Source organism: Lentzea tibetensis (genome assembly GCF_007845675.1).
Lineage (GTDB): Bacteria > Actinomycetota > Actinomycetes > Mycobacteriales > Pseudonocardiaceae > Lentzea > Lentzea tibetensis.
The window spans coordinates 1-16,803 of the sequence record NZ_VOBR01000025.1 but is presented as its reverse complement, the minus strand read 5'-3'; the positions used below and the strand labels follow the sequence as shown (position 1 = coordinate 16,803).

At 71.0% G+C, this 16,803-nt stretch carries 17 protein-coding genes; 5 read left to right on the top strand and 12 right to left on the bottom strand.

Annotated features, from left to right (window positions below; genetic code table 11):
• Positions 1 to 38 precede the first annotated feature (38 nt).
• Positions 39 to 2,606, top strand: a complete 2,568-nt coding sequence (locus FKR81_RS31555; protein ID WP_146357530.1) for a CHAT domain-containing protein — start codon at positions 39 to 41, stop codon at positions 2,604 to 2,606.
• On the opposite strand, the gene FKR81_RS44475 is transcribed toward FKR81_RS31555, so the two are convergent.
• Both FKR81_RS44475 and FKR81_RS31545 read right to left on the bottom strand, forming a co-directional pair.
• Positions 2,595 to 3,902, bottom strand: a complete 1,308-nt coding sequence (locus FKR81_RS44475) for a S8 family peptidase (RefSeq protein WP_222598467.1) — start codon at positions 3,900 to 3,902, stop codon at positions 2,595 to 2,597. The genes FKR81_RS31555 and FKR81_RS44475 overlap by 12 nt on opposite strands.
• A gap of 72 nt (positions 3,903 to 3,974) precedes the next feature.
• Positions 3,975 to 4,352, bottom strand: coding sequence for a PH domain-containing protein (locus FKR81_RS31545; RefSeq protein WP_146357528.1), 378 nt, complete (start codon positions 4,350 to 4,352; stop codon positions 3,975 to 3,977).
• Positions 4,353 to 4,386: 34 nt separating this feature from the next.
• On the opposite strand from FKR81_RS31545, the gene FKR81_RS31540 reads away from it, so the two are divergent.
• Positions 4,387 to 5,742, top strand: a complete 1,356-nt coding sequence (locus FKR81_RS31540) for a phenylacetate--CoA ligase family protein (RefSeq protein WP_146357526.1) — start codon at positions 4,387 to 4,389, stop codon at positions 5,740 to 5,742.
• Here FKR81_RS31540 and FKR81_RS31535 read toward each other — a convergent pair.
• From FKR81_RS31535 to FKR81_RS31510, 7 genes are read right to left on the bottom strand one after another with little or no spacing between them, the layout of a single operon-like run.
• The gene (locus FKR81_RS31535) at positions 5,728 to 6,921 is read right to left on the bottom strand and encodes an ABC transporter permease (protein WP_146357524.1); all 1,194 of its coding nucleotides are present in this window, start codon (positions 6,919 to 6,921) and stop codon (positions 5,728 to 5,730) included. The two genes, FKR81_RS31540 and FKR81_RS31535, sit on opposite strands and share 15 nt — an antisense overlap.
• Entirely contained in the window at positions 6,918 to 7,142 is a 225-nt protein-coding gene (locus FKR81_RS31530) for a hypothetical protein (protein WP_146357522.1), read from the bottom strand. The genes FKR81_RS31535 and FKR81_RS31530 overlap by 4 nt, the downstream gene beginning before the upstream one ends.
• Positions 7,143 to 7,156: 14 nt before the next feature.
• Complete coding sequence (locus FKR81_RS31525) at positions 7,157 to 7,831, bottom strand: ABC transporter ATP-binding protein (protein WP_146357520.1); 675 nt, start codon at positions 7,829 to 7,831, stop codon at positions 7,157 to 7,159.
• Positions 7,828 to 8,859 (bottom strand): peptidoglycan-binding protein, encoded by a 1,032-nt coding sequence (locus FKR81_RS43875; protein WP_186763279.1) that lies wholly within the window; start codon positions 8,857 to 8,859, stop codon positions 7,828 to 7,830. The genes FKR81_RS31525 and FKR81_RS43875 overlap by 4 nt, the downstream gene beginning before the upstream one ends.
• On the bottom strand, positions 8,856 to 9,380 hold the full coding sequence (locus FKR81_RS43870) for a hypothetical protein (protein ID WP_186763278.1): 525 nt from the start codon (positions 9,378 to 9,380) through the stop codon (positions 8,856 to 8,858). Before FKR81_RS43870 ends, FKR81_RS43875 begins: the two co-directional genes overlap by 4 nt.
• A gap of 51 nt (positions 9,381 to 9,431) precedes the next feature.
• On the bottom strand, positions 9,432 to 11,144 hold the full coding sequence (locus FKR81_RS31515) for a sensor histidine kinase (RefSeq protein WP_222598466.1): 1,713 nt from the start codon (positions 11,142 to 11,144) through the stop codon (positions 9,432 to 9,434).
• On the bottom strand, positions 11,134 to 11,823 hold the full coding sequence (locus FKR81_RS31510; protein ID WP_146357518.1) for a response regulator transcription factor: 690 nt from the start codon (positions 11,821 to 11,823) through the stop codon (positions 11,134 to 11,136). Before FKR81_RS31510 ends, FKR81_RS31515 begins: the two co-directional genes overlap by 11 nt.
• 104 nt (positions 11,824 to 11,927) lie before the next feature.
• Here FKR81_RS31510 and FKR81_RS31505 point away from each other — a divergent pair, with 104 nt between their 5' ends.
• A complete protein-coding gene (locus tag FKR81_RS31505; RefSeq protein WP_146357516.1) occupies positions 11,928 to 12,323 on the top strand; it encodes an ATP-binding protein in 396 nt (131 codons plus the stop codon).
• Positions 12,324 to 12,347: 24 nt separating this feature from the next.
• Positions 12,348 to 13,517, top strand: coding sequence for a glycoside hydrolase family 3 N-terminal domain-containing protein (locus FKR81_RS31500; protein ID WP_146357514.1), 1,170 nt, complete (start codon positions 12,348 to 12,350; stop codon positions 13,515 to 13,517).
• A gap of 284 nt (positions 13,518 to 13,801) precedes the next feature.
• Here FKR81_RS31500 and FKR81_RS31495 read toward each other — a convergent pair whose 3' ends face one another.
• On the bottom strand, positions 13,802 to 14,308 hold the full coding sequence (locus FKR81_RS31495; RefSeq protein WP_146357512.1) for a DinB family protein: 507 nt from the start codon (positions 14,306 to 14,308) through the stop codon (positions 13,802 to 13,804).
• Between the two features lie 31 nt (positions 14,309 to 14,339).
• On the opposite strand from FKR81_RS31495, the gene FKR81_RS31490 reads away from it, so the two are divergent.
• Positions 14,340 to 14,714, top strand: a complete 375-nt coding sequence (locus FKR81_RS31490; protein ID WP_146357510.1) for a DUF4345 domain-containing protein — start codon at positions 14,340 to 14,342, stop codon at positions 14,712 to 14,714.
• On the opposite strand, the gene ligD is transcribed toward FKR81_RS31490, so the two are convergent.
• Together ligD and FKR81_RS31480 are read right to left on the bottom strand one after the other, a co-directional pair.
• Entirely contained in the window at positions 14,676 to 15,644 is a 969-nt protein-coding gene (gene ligD, locus FKR81_RS31485) for a non-homologous end-joining DNA ligase (RefSeq protein ID WP_146357509.1), read from the bottom strand. The two genes, FKR81_RS31490 and ligD, sit on opposite strands and share 39 nt — an antisense overlap.
• Positions 15,641 to 16,570 (bottom strand): DNA polymerase domain-containing protein, encoded by a 930-nt coding sequence (locus FKR81_RS31480; RefSeq protein WP_146357507.1) that lies wholly within the window; start codon positions 16,568 to 16,570, stop codon positions 15,641 to 15,643. The genes ligD and FKR81_RS31480 overlap by 4 nt, the downstream gene beginning before the upstream one ends.
• Between the last annotated feature and the right edge of the window lie 233 nt (positions 16,571 to 16,803).

The window sequence follows — 16,803 nt, the reverse complement described above, 5'->3', positions numbered from 1 at the left end:
CCAGAGAACTCACTCGACCGCCGTGATGCACTGTCTTGGTGAGCGCTTCCGAGGCCTTGGCACTGGTGGGGACCTCGCCCCGCCTCGCACTCGCACGCGCCGACGCGGCCGCCGTCTCGTCACCCGATGAGGCGTCGGCGGCTCATCGTGCCGCTTCCCTGGCGTTGCGCGAGCTGGGTGACCTGGCGTCGGCGCAGCGTCGCGGGCGACTGGCCGTGCGGGTGGCGTCGGCGGGGAGCGTGGCGGAGGCCGAGGCGCGAATGTCACTCGCGTTCGTGTTGCTGGAACGCGGACAGGTCGCCGCGGCGTTGCGTTCGGCCGATGCGGCGGCCGTCGGGTTGCGCGGGGCGCAGGCGGCGCGGCTGCAGTCGCAGCGGGCGTTGATCCTGCAGCGCGCCGGTCGGCTGGACGAGGCGCTGTCGGCTTTCGGTGTCGCGGTGCGGGCGTTGCGGCGCAGCGGGGACGCGTTGTGGGAGGCGCGGGCGTTGAACAACCGCGGGTTGCTGCACGCCTACCGCGGGTCGCTGTCGCTGGCTTCCGCCGACCTGGAACGGGCGCGTTCGCTCCACCTGGGACTCGGGTACGGGAAGTTCGCGGCGGACGTGTCGTGGAACCTCGGGTTCGTGGCGGCCCGGCGTGGCGACGCGCCCGCCGCCCTGTCGTTGTTCGGATCGGCCGAGGCCGAGTTGCGGGCTCACGGGGCCGTGCATCCCGCGTTGCTCGTGGACCACGCCGAGGTGTTGCTGTCCGTCGGGTTGGTGGGGGAGGCGCGGGAGTTGGTGTCCCGTGCCGTGGCGGACATGCGGGCTTCCGGTGCTCGGGCTGATCTCGCCGAGGGGCAGGTGCTCCTGGCACGGGTGGCCTTGGCTTCGTCGGACTTCGCCCTGGCTCAGGCTTCCGCGCAGGCGGCTCGGGCCTCGTTCCGGCGGCAGGGGAGACAGGGGTGGGCGCTGCACGCCCGGTTCCTGGGGCTTCGGGCTTCGTCGGAGTCGGTCCTGGCATCGGGACTCGGCGGCTCGGAGGGCGGGCGCACGACTCGTGCGATCTACCAGCGGGCGGTCGGGTGTGCCGAGGAGCTGGCTCGGGCCGGGTGGCGGAGCACCGAGCTGGATGCTCGGCTCACGGCCGCCAACGCGGCGTTGATCAGCGGGCGGGTCGGGGCTGCTCGGGAGCAGTTGAGGCTGGCGGCTGGGGCTCGGCGGGCCGCTTCGGCCGGGCTCAGGGTGCGGGCGTGGCACGCGGAGGCGTTGCTGCGGTCCGTCGACGGCGACCGCCGGGGTGCGTTGGCCGCATTGCGGGCCGGGTTGAGCGTGGTCGACCAGCGGCAGGCGGCGCTCGGGGCGACCGAGTTCCGGGTGCACGTCGCGGCGCACGGTCGCCGGCTCGCCGCGATGGGGCTGGAGATGGCCCTCGACGGGGGTGACCCGAGAGCCGTGCTGGCGTGGGCCGAACGGTTCCGCGCGCGGTCGTTGCGGTTGCCGCCCGCGCAGCCACCCGACGAGCCCGAGCTGGCTCTCGGTCTGGCGGACGTGCGCCGGTTGTCTCTCGAGCTCCAGGATGCGTTGCTCGCCGGTCGTTCGGTCGTCCGGACACGGCGTGAGCTCAGAGCGGCCGAGGCCAGGGTGCTCAAGGCGAGCCGGAGCGCGCGCAGCACGTTGCACCGGCCGGTGACCCGGCCACCCTCGGTCGCGGAGCTCGGCGTCGCACTCGGCGCGGGGGCCTTGGTCGAGTACGTCGACCACGCCGGGTCGCTGCTCGCGGTGACGGTGAGCAGCGGGCGGTGCCGGCTGCACCGCCTCGGGTCCGTCGCCGAGGTCGCCGAACGCGTCGAGGCCGCCCACTTCGGACTGCGCAGGCTCGCCGCCGGGTTCGGTGACCTGGCGCGGATGCGTGAGGTGGTGCGGGAGACCGGTGCCGCGCTCGACGCTCTGCTGATCACGCCGCTCGGGCTCGACGGGCCGCTGGTCGTCGTGCCGACCGGCGTGTTGCACCCGGCGCCGTGGGGGCTGCTGCCGAGCCTGCGCGGACGCGCGGTGCGGGTCGCGCCGTCGGCCGCCGGCTGGCTGCACGCCCGTTCGCGAGACGCTCGCGGTGGTGGCGTCGTCCTCGTCGCCGGGCCCGGACTGCCCGGTGCGGCGGCGGAGGTCGACGCGTTGGGCGACGCCTATCCCGGCGGCGTCGTCCTGACCGGGGAGCAGGCGACCGGCAAGGCCGTGCTGCACGCGGTGGACGGTGCCGGGATCGCGCACATCGCCGCGCACGGCGACCTGCGCACCGACAACCCGCTGTTCTCGTCGCTGCGGCTCGCCGACGGGCCGCTCACCGTCTACGACCTCGAACGGCTCGCCCGCCCGCCGGAGCTGGTGGTGCTGTCGGCGTGCCAGTCCGGGCGGACGGCCGTGCGCGCGGGCGACGAGCTGATGGGGCTCTCGTCGGCGTTGCTCGCGCTGGGCACGCGCACGGTGATCGCCGCGGTGACGCCCGTGCCCGATGCCGAGACCGCCCGGTTCGTCGGCGACCTGCACGCCCACCTGCGCGCGGGTTCCAGCCCCGCCGAAGCGCTGGCCGAGGCTGCCGAGCCCCGGTTCATCTGCCTAGGTGCTTGAGGGCAGTCCGCCGCGCGGCACGGTCAGGTCGACCTGCGGCTGGTAGATGAGGCCCAGCTCGTCCGGCCACGGCGACTCTTCGAGCGACGCCAGGAACTCGTAGGCGACCTGACGAGGTGAGCGGCTGGAGTCGCGCACGCGGCGGGCGATCTCGGCGGCCACGAGAGGCGCGGCGAACGACGTGCCGCTCCACCCGGCCCCGTCGCCCAGCTCGAGCGGAAGCCCGTTCACCGGCGGCCAGTTGCCGGGGAAGAACGTGCTCCCCAGATCTTGACCGGGCGCGCACACGTCGACCCACGTCCCGTGGTTGGAGAACGACGTCTTCGCCACGCCGCCGCCGCGCGAGTCGTACGCGGCCACCGCGATGACGCCCTTCAAGGCCGCCGGCCAGAACGGGCGCGGCGAGTTGTTGTTGCCCGCCGCGGCGACCACGACGCGGTCGTGCCCGAGCCGGGCGAGCGCCCGTGCGAGTGCCTGCGGCGGGCGGTTGCGATACGTGTAGCCGCCCAGCGACAGGTTGATGACCTTGGCCTGCGTCTCCAGCAGCTCAGCGGTGATGGTCGCGTCGTCGCCGACGCCGGTCGTGTCGATCACCTTGCCCGGATCGATCACCAGGCCGGGTGCCACCCGCTGCACGAGGCCGCAGATGAACAGGCCGTGGCCCGAGTGGGTCGCGAGGAACCCGCCGATGCCGGGGAGCCGGTGGTCGTCTTCATCCGGCAGCAGCACCCGGTCCAGCTCCTCGTGCACCGACGCCCAGGTGAAGGGCAGGCCCGTGTCGAGCACGGCGAGGTCCGGGGTACCGGTGATCATCGACGGACCCAGCGTGAGCGCCGGGCGAGTCGCCGGGAACGGCGGCCCACCCGGTCCGCCCTGGTAGATCGGCTCACCGAAGAACACCTGGTTGGCGCCCACCCCGGACGGGTCGTCGTCCTCGCCGCCGAAGCGCGTGCGCAGCAGGGCGTCCAGGCTGCCGACCACGTCCAGCACGTCGTTCGTCCGCAGGGTCAGCAGCGTCGTGTCCACAGTGGTCAGCGTCGAGTTCAGGTCGCGCGACTCACGGGCCAGCTTGCTCGTCTCCCGCCAGTGGGCCGGGTCGGAGCCGCTCGCGTACGGCGCCGCCTGGTACTTGGCCAGCTCGTCCGACAGCCGCTGGAACGCGAGACCAGTGGTCAGCAGCTCGTTCGGACGGAAGTACGACCCCTGGCTCTCCACGACCGGCGACCAGTTGAAGGCGTCGGCCCGCGCCGCCATGTCCTCCGCTCGGCGCTGCCTGATCTGCTCTCGCTCGTCCACGTCCGGCTCCCCTCGGAAACGACGGCCCCGATGATGATGTCCACATCGGGGACCGAAACGTTTCCTCGGAGGTCAGCGCGCGACGAACGTGGCGAGCAGCGCCTGCACCTCGTAGACGTCGACGCCCTTGCCGAACTGCTTCTGGATCGGTGTGGACGAGCCGGACAGGTAGATCTTCAGCTCGGCGTCCAGGTCGAACGTGCCCGCCGTCTCCACGCTGAAGTGCGTGATCGCCCGGTACGGGATCGTGTGGTACTCGACCTTGCGGCCGGTCATCCCCTGCTTGTCGACCAGGATCAGCCGCCGGTCGGTGAACAGGAACGAGTCGCGCACCAGCTGATAGGCGGCGTGCACCTGCTCCCCCTGAGCCAGCAGCCTGCCGAACTCCTTCACGGCCGCGGCCGGGTCGATGCGCGACGCGTTGCCCATGATTCCGTCGAGTAGCCCCATACTGCACGGTACCCGGTTCACTAGGGTCGGCCGCATGCTCGAGCTCTTCCGGCAGGTGGCGTCGACCGTTCCCGCGTACCGCTCGCTGCTGCGCGAGCACGGCATCGACCCGGCGTCGATCCGGACCCTCGACGACTTCCAGCGCCTGCCCGTGCTCACCAAGGACAACTACCACCGCCGCCACCCGTTGCCCGACCTGTGCCGCGACGGACGGCTGGGCGACATGATCGCGGTGTCGTCCGGGTCGTCGGGCTCGCCGACCATCTGGCCGCGTTCGCTGGCCGACGAGGTCGCCGTGACCGCCAGGTTCGCGCAGGTGCTGGTGGACGGGTTTCGCGCGGACGTCCGCCGCACACTGGCCGTCGTGTGCTTCCCGCTCGGCACGTGGGTCGGCGGCCTGTACACGCTGGCGTGCCTGCGGCAGCTGTCCGCCGCGGGGCATCCGATCACCAGCGTCGCGCCCGGCAACAACAAGGCCGAGATCCTGCGCGTGCTGCCGCTGCTGGCGCCGCACGTCGACCAGGTCGTGCTGCTCGGCTACCCGCCGTTCATCAAGGACGTGATCGACACCGCCGATTTCGACTGGGGCGCCTACGACATCAAGCTCGTGCTCGCCGGCGAGGTGTTCAGCGAGGAGTGGCGCACGCTCGTCGGCGCACGCGCCGGGATGGGCGATCCCCTGCGCTCGTCCGCGTCGCTGTACGGCACGGCGGACGCCGGTGTGCTCGGCAACGAGACGCCCACCAGCGTGTCGATCCGGCGGTTCCTCGCTTCGAATCCTGGTGTGGCGCAGTCACTCTTCGGCTCGCCACGGCTGCCGACGCTCGTGCAGTACGACCCCGCGCACCGGTACTTCGAGGCGCACGAAGGCACGCTGATGTTCAGCGGGGACAACGGGATCCCGCTCATCCGCTACGACATCGCCGACGAGGGCGGTGTGGTTCCTCACGCGGAGATGATGGAGTTCTGCGCTCGTCACGGTTTCACGCCGGAGCCCGGTCCTGAGCAGCCGTTCGTGTACGTGTTCGGGCGGTCGTTGTTCACCGTGTCGTTCTTCGGTGCCAACATCTACCCGGAGAACGTGACCGTCGGGCTGGAGCAGTCACCCGTCAGCGCGTGGGTGACGGGGAAGTTCGTGCTGGAGACCGTCGAGGACGCCGACCGCGACACGTCGTTGCGCGTCACGGTCGAGCTGGCGCCCGGTCAGACCGGCGACGCGGCCGTGATCGCTTCGTCCATCCGCACGCAGCTCCTCCGGTTGAACAGCGAGTTCGCCCACTACGTGCCTCCGGATCGCCAGCTGCCGCACGTCGCGCTGCGGCCTGCTGGCGACCCGGAGTACTTCCCGGTCGGCGTGAAGCACCGCTACACCAGGTCAGGGAGCCGCTAGCGCCTCGGTCGGGGTGAGCCGCGAGGCGCGGACCGCCGGGTAGACGCCGGCCAGGACGCCCGTCGCGATGGAGGCACCGAGTCCGATGAGGACGGTGTCCAGCGGGATCACGGTCGGCCAGCCGTGCCCGGCCGCGTAGCCGGACGTGCCGAGCAGGCCCAGCAGCACACCCGCGAGACCGCCCAGCACGCACAGCACGACGGACTCGGTGAGGAACTGCGCCCGCACCTGCCCGCGGTTCGCGCCCAGCGCGCGCCGCAACCCGATCTCGCGCTTGCGCTCCAGCACGGAGATCACCATCGTGTTCGCGACCCCGATGCCGCCGACCAGCAGTGCGACGCCGGCCAGTCCGAGCATCAACGCGGAGAAGGTGTTCTGCGTCAGCCGTTTCGCGATCAGCGCGTCGGACGGGCGGCTCACCCGCACCTGCGACGGCCGTTGCGGGTGCAGCGTCGCGGGCAGCACCGCGCGCACGTCGTCGATCGCGGACTCGGTGGCGCGCAGGTAGATCACGGTCGGCCGCTCGTCGAAGCCCAGCTCGTCGCGCGCGGCCTGCCAGCCGACGAGCACGGCGCGCTCCACCTCCGGCGCCAGCGGCATCGGGGCCAGCACACCGATCACGGTGAACCACCGGTCGTTGATCCGCACCTGCGGCGCGCCGGTCACGTCGGTGACACCGAGCCGCGTGGCGGCGACGTTGCCGAGCACGACCGTCGGGAACCGCTCGGTGGCCTCGGTGAGGAACGTGCCGGTGTGCACCTGGCCGTTGAGCGTGTCGAGCAGGTTCAACGACGACGCGAGGACGGTCAGCCCGGACGTCTCCGAGTCCGCGATCTGGTCGGAGCGCCGCACGATCGCATGCGTGTTCGCGACCGCGCCGACCTGCTCCGCCGGGCCGATCCGCTTCGCCATCGCGACCGAGTCCGACGGCATCGACGCGTCTGCGCCGGACGTCTGGCCGGGGGTGGCCTCGGCGCGCAGCAGGTTCGTGCCGAGCGCGGCGAACTCGTCCATCAGCGCCTGTCTGCTGGACGCCGGGATGCCGGTCACCACGACCAGCGTCGCGATGCCGATCGAGATGCCGAGTGCTGAGAGCACCGCGCGCAGCGGTCTGGTGCGCAACGGGAAGAGGCCGAGCAGGAGGAGGTCGGTCGGGCTCACGCGGGGTGGTGTGGTCATGTGCGTGTGTCCGATCGGATTTTGCCGTCGCGGATCTCGACGCGGCGCGGTAGTCGGGCGGCGACCTCGCGGTGGTGTGTGTTCGCGGCGTGGGTGGTGTGGTTGTTGTGCAGGTCGAGCACGGTGTTGCCGGTTGACATGCCGCGTGCTGAGAGCACGGCGCGCAGTGGCCTGGTGCGCAAGGGGAAGAGGCCGAGTTGGAGGAGGTCGGTCGGGCTCACGCGGGGTGGTGTGGTCATGTGCGTGTGTCCGATCGGATTTTGCCGTCGCGGATCTCGACGCGGCGCGGTAGCCGGGCGGCGACCTCGCGGTCGTGCGTGATCACGGCCAGCGTGGTGCCGTCGCCGTGCAGGTCGACGAGCAGGTCCAGCACGGCGTCACCGGTCGCGGTGTCCAGCGCGCCGGTCGGCTCGTCGGCCAGCACCAGCCGAGGCCGGTTGACGAGGGCGCGGGCGATCGCGACGCGCTGCTTCTCGCCGCCGGACAGCTCGTGCGGGCGGTGCTCGACGCGGTGCCCGAGGCCGACCCTGGTCAGCGCCTCGACGGCCATCGCCTTGCGCCACTTGCGCTTCACGCCCGCGTACATCAGTCCAGTGGCGACGTTGTCGACCGCGCTGAGCCCGTCCGTGAGGTGGAACTGCTGGAACACGAACCCGATCTGGCGGCCGCGCAACGCCGACAGCCTGCGGTCCGGCAGCGACGACACGTCCACGCCGTTCAGCTCGACCGTGCCGCTGGACGGCCGGTCGAGCGTGCCGAGCAGGTTGAGCAGCGTCGACTTCCCCGAACCGGACGGGCCGACGATCGCGACCGCCTCGCCGGACGACAGCGTCAGCGAGACGTCGTCGAGTGCGCGGACACCGCCGGCGTACTCCTTGACGGCGTTGGTGATCCGCAGGACCGGTGTCATGACGTCGTCACCACCTTCAGGCCCTCGCGCAGGCCGCCGCCGCTGATCTCCACCAGGCCACCGGCGAACAGGCCGGTCTTCACCGCGAGCATCGACCCGTCCTCGGCCTGCACGGCGTAGCCGCCCTCGCGCAGCGCCAGCAGCGCCGTCACGGGCACCGCGAGCACGCCCTGCTTCGCGGCGCGGGAGATCTTGATCCGCACCGGTCCGGAGTCGAGCCCGCTGACCGCCGCGAGGTCGTCGAGGCCGATGTCGACGGCCGTCTTCGCGGTCGACTTCTCGCCGTTCTTCTCCTCGACGACGTTCGAGCTCACCGAGCGGACCGTGCCGGGCGTTTCGGTGCCGCTGGGCAGAATGATCGTCACCTTGGCGTCCTTCGCGAACACCTCGACCTGCGACGTCTCGACCGACGCGGACACCGCCTTGCCCGGCGCGGTCACCGACATCAGCTCGCCGTCACCCGGCGACGACAGCCGCGCCGTGACGGTCTGCACGCGCACCTTGCCGGGCAGCACCACCACGTCACCGGCGTCGACCACGCCGGTCTCCTCGGCCTTCGCCGCTTTCTGCCACCGCTTGACCGCGTCGATCGCGCCCTGCGTCCACTCGTCACCCGCGCCGCCGCTCTTGTACCCGAGCGCGGCCAGGTTGTCCCGGACGAGCTTCACGTCCGGGCCCTTGATGCCCACCTTGTCCAGCTTGCGCCACAAGGGGGTGTCACCGAGGAACAGCGGCACCGCCCCGTTGTCCACTTTGTACAGCGGCTGACCGCGGTCGATCTCCGCGCCGGGCGCGGGCAGCCAGGTGACCGTGCCGGGCCTGCGTCCCCTGACCGGCTGCGCGGCACCGAAACCCAGTTCCCCCTTGAACTCCTGGCTGTCGGCGAGGTCGGTCTTGACCACCGCGACCGTCTTCGGTGTGGCGGGTGGCTGGACAGGTGGTGGTTCGGCGCGGGTGGTCAGGGTGAACGCGAGCGCACCGCCCGCGGCCAGCACCGCGACGGCGGTGATGGGGACCCACTTCCTCACTTGCGGCCCCCGAAGACCTCTTGCTGGCACTCGTTCTCGATCTTGGTGCGTTCCTCGGCGCTCAGCGTCTGCTCGCCGTCGTAGGTCCAGCTGCCCGGTTCGGTCTCGATGACCTTCATGCCCCTGCTGTTGAGGCACTGCACGTTCTTGTGCCAGTTGTCCGCGAACGTCGGGTTCTTGGAGTCCATCTCCCACGGCGGCAGCGGCCACTTCGAGGCGCACGCCTTCCACGCCTCTTCGTTGTACTGGCGCTGGCCCGCAGGACCGGGACCGTTGCCGGTGCCCTTCGGGTCCTTCTCCTTCAGGCACGCGGTGTGCGCCTCGAACAGCCGGTTCTTCTCCTCGTCGGACATGTCCATCCGCAGCCGGGGCTGCTCGGTGCTGCCGCTGGTGGCAGTGGCGCTCGACGGTGCCGACGCGCCGGAGCTGTTCAGTGAGGCCACGTTCGCCGTGGACGCGGCGGGCTGAGAGCACGCCGCCAGCAGCAACAGGGAGGCGGCGGCGACCAGTTTGGGGATCATGCCGGGGATCGTGCCGAGCAGTTGTGAGGAAAATGTGCGGACGGTGTTCGCTCAGCTTGCCGGTAGCTCGATGGTGAACTTCGTCCCATGACCAACGGTGCTCGCGACGCTGATCGTGCCGTCGTGCGCCCGCACGAGACCGTGCACGATCGCCAGCCCGAGCCCGCTGCCACCGGTTTCCCTGGTGCGCGACCGGTCGGCGCGCCAGAACCGGTCGAACACGTGCGGCAGGTCGTCGGCGGCGATGCCGATGCCGGTGTCGGCGACCTCGATCCGCACCCGGTCGCCGATCCGTTGCGCGGACAGCCGGACCGTGCCGCCGGGTGGCGTGTAGCGCAGCGCGTTGGTGACCAGGTTCGCGAGGATCTGCCGCAGCCGCACCGGATCCGCTCGCACGCGTCCGCCGCCGGACGCGGTGACCGCGGGGTGCGCGGCGACCAGCTGCTCGAACACGTCGCGCAGCTCGACCGGTTCGGGGTGCAGGCGCAGCTCGCCCGCGTCCACCATCGCCAGGTCCTGCAGGTCGTCGACCAGGTGCTGGAGCACGAGCGCCTCGTTCAGCAGCGCGTCCAGCTGGGCCCGGTCCAGCTCGACGACACCGTCGCGCGCGCCCTCCAGCCAGCTGCGGATGGTGCCGAGCGGGTTGCGCAGTTCGTGCGAGACGTCGCTGGTCATGGCCTTGCGCTGGGCCTCGGTGCGGGCGCGGTGCTCGGCCATGTCGTTGAACGCCCGCGCCAGCTGCCCGATCTCGCCGCGCGAGCGGATCTCGACCGGCTCGTTCTCGCCGCTCCGCATGCGTTCGGCGGCAGCGGTGAGCGTGCCGAGCGGACGGATCAGCCGCAGCCCGACCAGCACGCTCACGCCCACGGTCAGCAGCAGCACCACGGCCGCGACCAGCACGGTCCGGCTGACGTCGATCGAGAACACGGTGGACTGCGTGGTCCTGCCCGCCGGGTCGGTGACGAACAGGAGCGCGGTCGGCGCCACGAACGGCTTGAGCTGCGTGCGACGGGCCTCGCCGAGACAGTCGGTGTCGTCCGACGACGGCTCCCACGATCCGGTGAGGCCGAGCTCGGCCGGTGGCCTGCCGCGTTGCGTGCGGCAGGCGTTGAACAGGTCCTCGAGCTGCGCGAACGCCGCCGACTCCCCGGCGGTCGTCGTGGTCAGCCTGGTCGCCGCCTCGATGCAGGCCGGGGTCAGCTCGGCGGAGACCGTTCGGTCGATCTCGACGATCGGGCGGCCGTTCGCCGCGTGCGGCAGCGGCCCGGCCGCCCGCGGCCCGACGCAGCGGGAGAGGTACAGCTGGGCGTCCTCGTTCAGCGCCGCCTGCTGCTCGGTGGTCAGCGCGAAGGGGCCCACCACCCTGGGATCGACGCGATCGGCCGGCACCTCGGGGCCGAGCTTGGCGTCGACCGCGAGCGGCGTGATCACCGCGGACGGCGTCTGCGGCAGCTCGGCGGTGTTCGCGCGGCCACCGGAGTCCGCGATGAGCCGCCGGTCCTCGGTGGTGAGGACGATCCGGGCCTCGGCGAGGCCCGTGACCGGCACGCCGTCCCACGTCCGGTGCTCGACCGCCCAGGTCAGCAGCGACTGGTAGGTGCGGGAGTCGCTCGCCACCGCGTTGCCGAGCTCCTGGCGGATGGCCGTCGACGTGCTCTGCGCGACGAGCCACGCGGTCGCCGTGACCGAGCAGATCGCGACCAGCACCGACGCGGCCAGCATCCGGCCGAGCAGGCTGTGCCGCAGCGGGGCCCTACCGGCCACTGCCGTCGACGAGCTTGTAGCCGACACCGTGCACGGTCAGCAGGTAGACCGGCTGGCGCGGGGTCGTCTCGATCTTCTTGCGCAGGTTCATGACGTGCGCGTCGATGGTGCGCTCGGTGATGAACCCGTCCAGCCCGTGCACCGCGGAGAGCAGCTGGGCGCGGCTGAACACGCGGCCCGGCGCCTCGGCCATGGTCTGCAGGATCCGGAACTCCGACGCCGTGCACTCGAGGAGCTGCCCGGCCATTCGCACCTCGTGGCCGTACAGGTCGACGACCAGCTCACCGACCGTGAGCGCGGTGGACGCGGCGTGCCGCTGGACGCGCCGCAGCAGCGTGCGCACCCTGGCCATGAGCTCCCGCGGGCTGTAGGGCTTGGTGACGTAGTCGTCCGCGCCGAGGTCGAGCCCGTGCAGCAGGTCGTCCTCTGTGGACTTCGCGGTGAGCATGAGCATCGGGATCCCGGTCTCCGCGCGCAGCACGCGCACGACGTCGAGCCCGTCCACCTTCGGCATCATCACGTCCAGTATCAACAGGTCCGGCGCGTTCCTGCGCACCTCGTCGATCGCTGAACGTCCATCGTGGACGATGCGGACCTGGTAGCCCTCCTGGCGCAGGTAGCGGCCGAGCATGTCGGCCTGCATCACGTTGTCCTCCGCGACGAGGACGGAGTTGCCCATGATCCGGACTCTAACAGCGGGGCTGATCGGTGCTCGGCAGGTTTAACGCCTCCGTACGGCGGGTAATCCTTCCCCCGACCGGTGGAACCTGCGGCGAAGGGGTGATGGTGCGGCGCGAAGCAGCAGCCCGCGTTGAACAAGAGCTGTCGCTCGGTCGCCACCGGCCGTCTCTGTCGGAGGTGCGCCGGTGGGCACGAGTGCAGCTCGCTGCCGAGCCGCCCGAGTGCGTCGACGACGTGCTGCTCGTGGTGAACGAGCTGGTCAGCAACGCATACCGGTACACGGCTGACCCGTCGCGCCTGCGGCTGGCCAGCACCCGCGACGGCATCAGGGTCGAGGTCGTGCACGATGCCCGCACCCGCCAGGTCGCTCGCCACTCGACCGCCAGCCCGCGCAAGGGCGGCGGGTTGATGCTGGTCGCACGCTTGGCGGACCGCTGGGGCGTCGACCGCAGGCACGGCGGCACCACGGTGTGGGCGGACATCCCCAGAGCCAGCTGAGCCGAACGGGTTACGGTGGGACATGTGAACGCGCGCAGGCTCAGCACTCCGGCACTGCTAGTAGTGCTGGCCACCGGCGCGCTGGTCGCGGCACTGCTCTACACGCCGACCGTCGTGTCCGGTCGAGGTGGTGCTGCGCCAGGTGTGTCGCTGCCCACGTCTTCTTCGTCTTCTCCTAGCGCGACGGCCGCGGCGCCTCCGGTGGACAAGTGCGCGGCCCCGATCGCCGCGTTGACGCCCCGTGCCCGCCTCGCGCAGCTCGTGATGGTCGGCGTGAACCCCACCGGACCCGCCGACTCGCTGGCGCTGGTGACGGGGGAGCAGATCGGCGGCATCTTCATCGGCGGCGACGACCCCGGCCTGCTGTCCAACGGCGCTCTGCAGGCCGTGCACGCCGCGGCCAAGGTGCCGCTGACCGTCGCGGTCGACGACGAGGGCGGCCGCGTGCAGCGCATCGAGATGCTCGACGGCCAGATCCCCAGCGCCCGGCGGATGACCGCCACCATGGCGCCGCCCGCCGTGCAGGAACTGGCCCGCAAGCGCGGCGAGGCGCTGAAGGCCCGCGGTGTCACCATGGACCTCGCGCCCGTGCTCGACACCAGCCCGCAGCCCGACAACACGGTGATCGGCGACCGCTCGTTCTCCGCGGACCCGGCCGTGGTGCGCACCTACGCCTCGGCGTTCGCCGCCGGGTTGCGCGCGTCCGGCGTCGCGCCCGTGCTCAAGCACTTCCCCGGACACGGCAACGCCAGCGGTGACTCGCACCAGGGAACGGTCACCACGCCGCCGCTGGAGCAGTTGCGCGGCAACGACCTCGTGCCCTACCGCGACATCGCGGCCTACGGGCCCGCCGCGGTGATGGTCGGGCACCTGGTGGTGCCGGGGCTGACCGGTGACCTGCCCGCCACGCTGAGTCAGTCGACCTACGAGTTGCTGCGCAAGGAGTTCGCCTTCTCCGGGCTCGTGATGACCGACGACCTCGGTGCCATGAAGGCCGTCAGCGCGCGGTTCCCGTTGCCCGAGGCCGTGTTGCGGGCCTTGACGTCCGGGGCGGACATCGCTTTGTGGTCGTCCGGTGGGCACGTGACCGAGGTGCTCACCCGGCTCGAGCAGGCGCTCGCATCGGGTGAGCTGCCCGCGGCCCGGATGGATCAGGCCCTGCGGCACGTGCTGACGTCGAAGGGCGTGTGCTGACGCGCGTCCTCGGTGAGCTGAGCCGCGAAAGGTGAGCGGCGGATCGGACCACCGCACTGCCGCGGCAGATGGCTCGGTACGAGGCGCCCCGACGGAGGAGGGACGCCTCGTGTCGGGCGGAGCCCGGAACAAGGTGGCCCAGACGGGAGGTTCCCAGGCCGCGGACGTCAAGGTGAGATGCGATCGAACGGTCTGCTCCGCCAAGCCTCATGTGCCCAGGTCGGCAGCTGCTCAGTTCACGACGGCTATCCGCCGATCGCGGTGGTGGCAGAAGAACTCCACGCTCACGCTCCCGTGACGCCGTCGATGCCCTCGCGCAGGAAGTCGGCGTGCCCGTTGTGCCGCGCGTACTCGTGGATCAGGTGCAGCATCACCAGCCGCAGGGACACATCGGCCTCCCACCGGGGGAAATACCCGGTCACGTCCAGCGAAGGCGCCTCGAGCTCGATCCGCCGCGACCGCTCGACCTCGGCCTCCCAGGCCGCGAACGCCTCGGACCGCGTGGCGCCTTCGGCGTTGTAAGCCTCCTGGAAGTCGCCCACGGCGGACCAGACGAACGGCACGTCCTCGGCGTTGATGACGCGGCGGAACCAGGTGCGCTCGACCTCGGCCATGTGCCGCACGAGTCCCAGCAGCGACAGGGTCGACGGTGGCATGGACTGCCGCCGAAGGTCCTCATCGGACAGACCGTCGCACTTCATGGCCAGCGTGGCGCGGTGGAAGTCGAGGAACTTGCGCAGCATCTCGCGTTCGTCGGCGATCAGCGGTGGCGGGATTCGTTCAGTGGTCACGCGAGTATTCTGACCGTGATTGGGGGATCAGATGAAGGCATTCAAGGTAGTCATCATCGCGGCGGGGTTGTTCATCGTGGCCACCGGACTGCTGGAAGTCGTACTGGGGCCGGCCGCGTTGCCGGGGAACGAGAGCGCGACACCCAGTGCGGACAGCAACTACCGGTTCTTCGCCGTGTCGTGGCTGGCGCTGGGGCTGGTGCTGCTGAGCGCGGTGCCGAAGGTGCGCGAGGCGAAGCTGGTGGTGCGCGGCGTGTCGGCTGTGGTGTTCGCGGGCGGGATCGCGCGGCTCATCTCGCTGGTCGCGGCCGGAACGCCGCACCCCATGATCTTCGGGTTGCTCGGCGTCGAGCTGGTCGTGCCGCCGCTACTCGTCGGGTGGCACAACCGGCTCATCAGGGACTGACCCGTCGCGGTCGGCCCACTCCAGCAAAGGCTCCAGCGAGAACACGGCCTCGTCGATGCCCGCGTGGAGGTCGCCCAGAGCCGCGTACCGGGCGGGCACGGTCGCGATCGTGAAGTCGTCGGGCTCGACGTCGTCGATCTCGTCCCAGCGGATCGGCGTCGAGACGGTGCCCATCGGGTTGCCGCGCACCGAGTACGCGGCGGCGATGGTGTGGTCGCGGGCGTTCTGGTTGTAGTCGACGAACAGAGCGCTCGGATCGCGGTCGCGGCGCCACCACTCGGTGGTCACCAGGTCGGGCGCGCGGCGTTCCACCTCGCGGGCGAACGCCAGCGCGGCGCGCCGCACGTCCTGGAACCCCCACGAAGGCTCGATGCGCACGTAGATGTGCATGCCGCGGCCACCGGAGGTCTTCGGCCAGCCGACCGCACCGAGATCCGACAACACCTCGTGCGCCACGTGCGCGACGCGTTGCACCGTCGACCACGGGCAGTCGGGCATCGGGTCCAGGTCGATGCGCCACTCGTCGGGTTTCTCGGTGTCCGCGCGGCGCGAGTTCCACGGGTGGAACTCCACTGTGGACATCTGCACGGCCCAGATCACGTCGGCGGGGTGCGTGACGGTCAGCTCGTCGGCGTGCCGGTTGTACCGGGGAAAGTGCACGCGCACGGTCTGCACCCACGGCGGTGCGCCGTGCGGCAGGCGCTTCTGGTGCACCTTCTCGCCGGTGACGCCGGTGGGGAAGCGGTGCAGCATGCACGGCCGTTCGCGCAACGCGTTCACGATGCCGTCCGCGACGGACAGGTAGTAGTTCGCGAGGTCGAGCTTCGTCTCGCCGCGCTTCGGGAAGTACACCCGGTCCGGGTTGGAGATCCGCACCGTGCGGTCCTCCACCTCCAGCTCGATGGCGGGACTCTTCGAACCAGGGCTCATGACTCCGCCTCACGGGCGCGCTTGCGGCGTTTGCCCTCGTGCATCGCGACGACCCGTGCGACGGGAATGGTGTGGCCTTCCTCGACGAGGTCGGCCGGCAGCTTCTGGTTGGCGGGCATCAGGTCCGCCCACGAAGGCGCCGAGTCCAGTGGTGCCGTGCGCAGCGTGAAGTCGGCGGGCGTCACGTCGTCGAGCGACTCCCACGGCACCGGGAACGACACCGGCACACCGGGGCGCAACCGGGGGCTGTACGCGGCGACGACCGTCGCGCCGTACGCGCGGGTGGAGTCGAGGAAGACCTTTCCTTCGCGTTCTTCCTTGATGTACGCGGTGGTCGCGATCGACGGGTCGAGCCGTTCCGCGCGAACGGCGATCGCGCGCGTGGCGGCGGCGACGTCGTCCGGTGCCTGCGGCTCGAGCGGCACGAAGATGTGGACTCCCTTGGAGCCGCTGGTCTTCACCGCGCTGTCCAGCCCGTCGGCGGTCAACGCCTGACGGACCAGGTGCGCCGCGCGCACGACCGCGGAGAAGTCCGAGCCCTCCGGCGGGTCGAGGTCCATGATCAGGTGGGTCTGGTAGTCCATCCGGTCCACCCGGAACAGCTGCGGGTGGTACTCGACCGCGCGCTGGTTGCCGAACCACAGCAACGTGCGCCGGTCGTCGCACAGCGCGTACTTCACCTCGCGATGGGACGACTCGGCCCACATCGCGACGGTCCGCACGAAGTCCGGCGTGTACTTGGGGACGTTCTTCTGCATGAACGGCCCCTGCCCGCGCAGCACCCGCATGACCGACAGCGGGCGGTCGCGCAGCTCGGGCAGGAACAGCGCGCTGACCTTGTCGAGGTAGTCGACCAGGTCGCGCTTCGTCGCCCCCTCGAAGAGAGGTTGGTCGAGGTTGGTCAGCGGCACCCCGTCCAGTTCCATGTGATCACCCTCACCCGGAATCCGGCCGGGGTCAACTCGATGTCGGGCTTCAGGTGATGGTTGACGTTCTGGCTACACCTGATCCTCGACTTCGAGCCTCGGGGATCTAGTTGTGATGTCCAGGGACGTTGTCCCGGTTTGGGCGGGTGACGGCCTGTCGTGAAGACAGGTGAAGGCCTCTGGTTGTGAAGTGGAGCTGTCGAGGAACCGCTTCACATGTCCGGAGGCCTTCG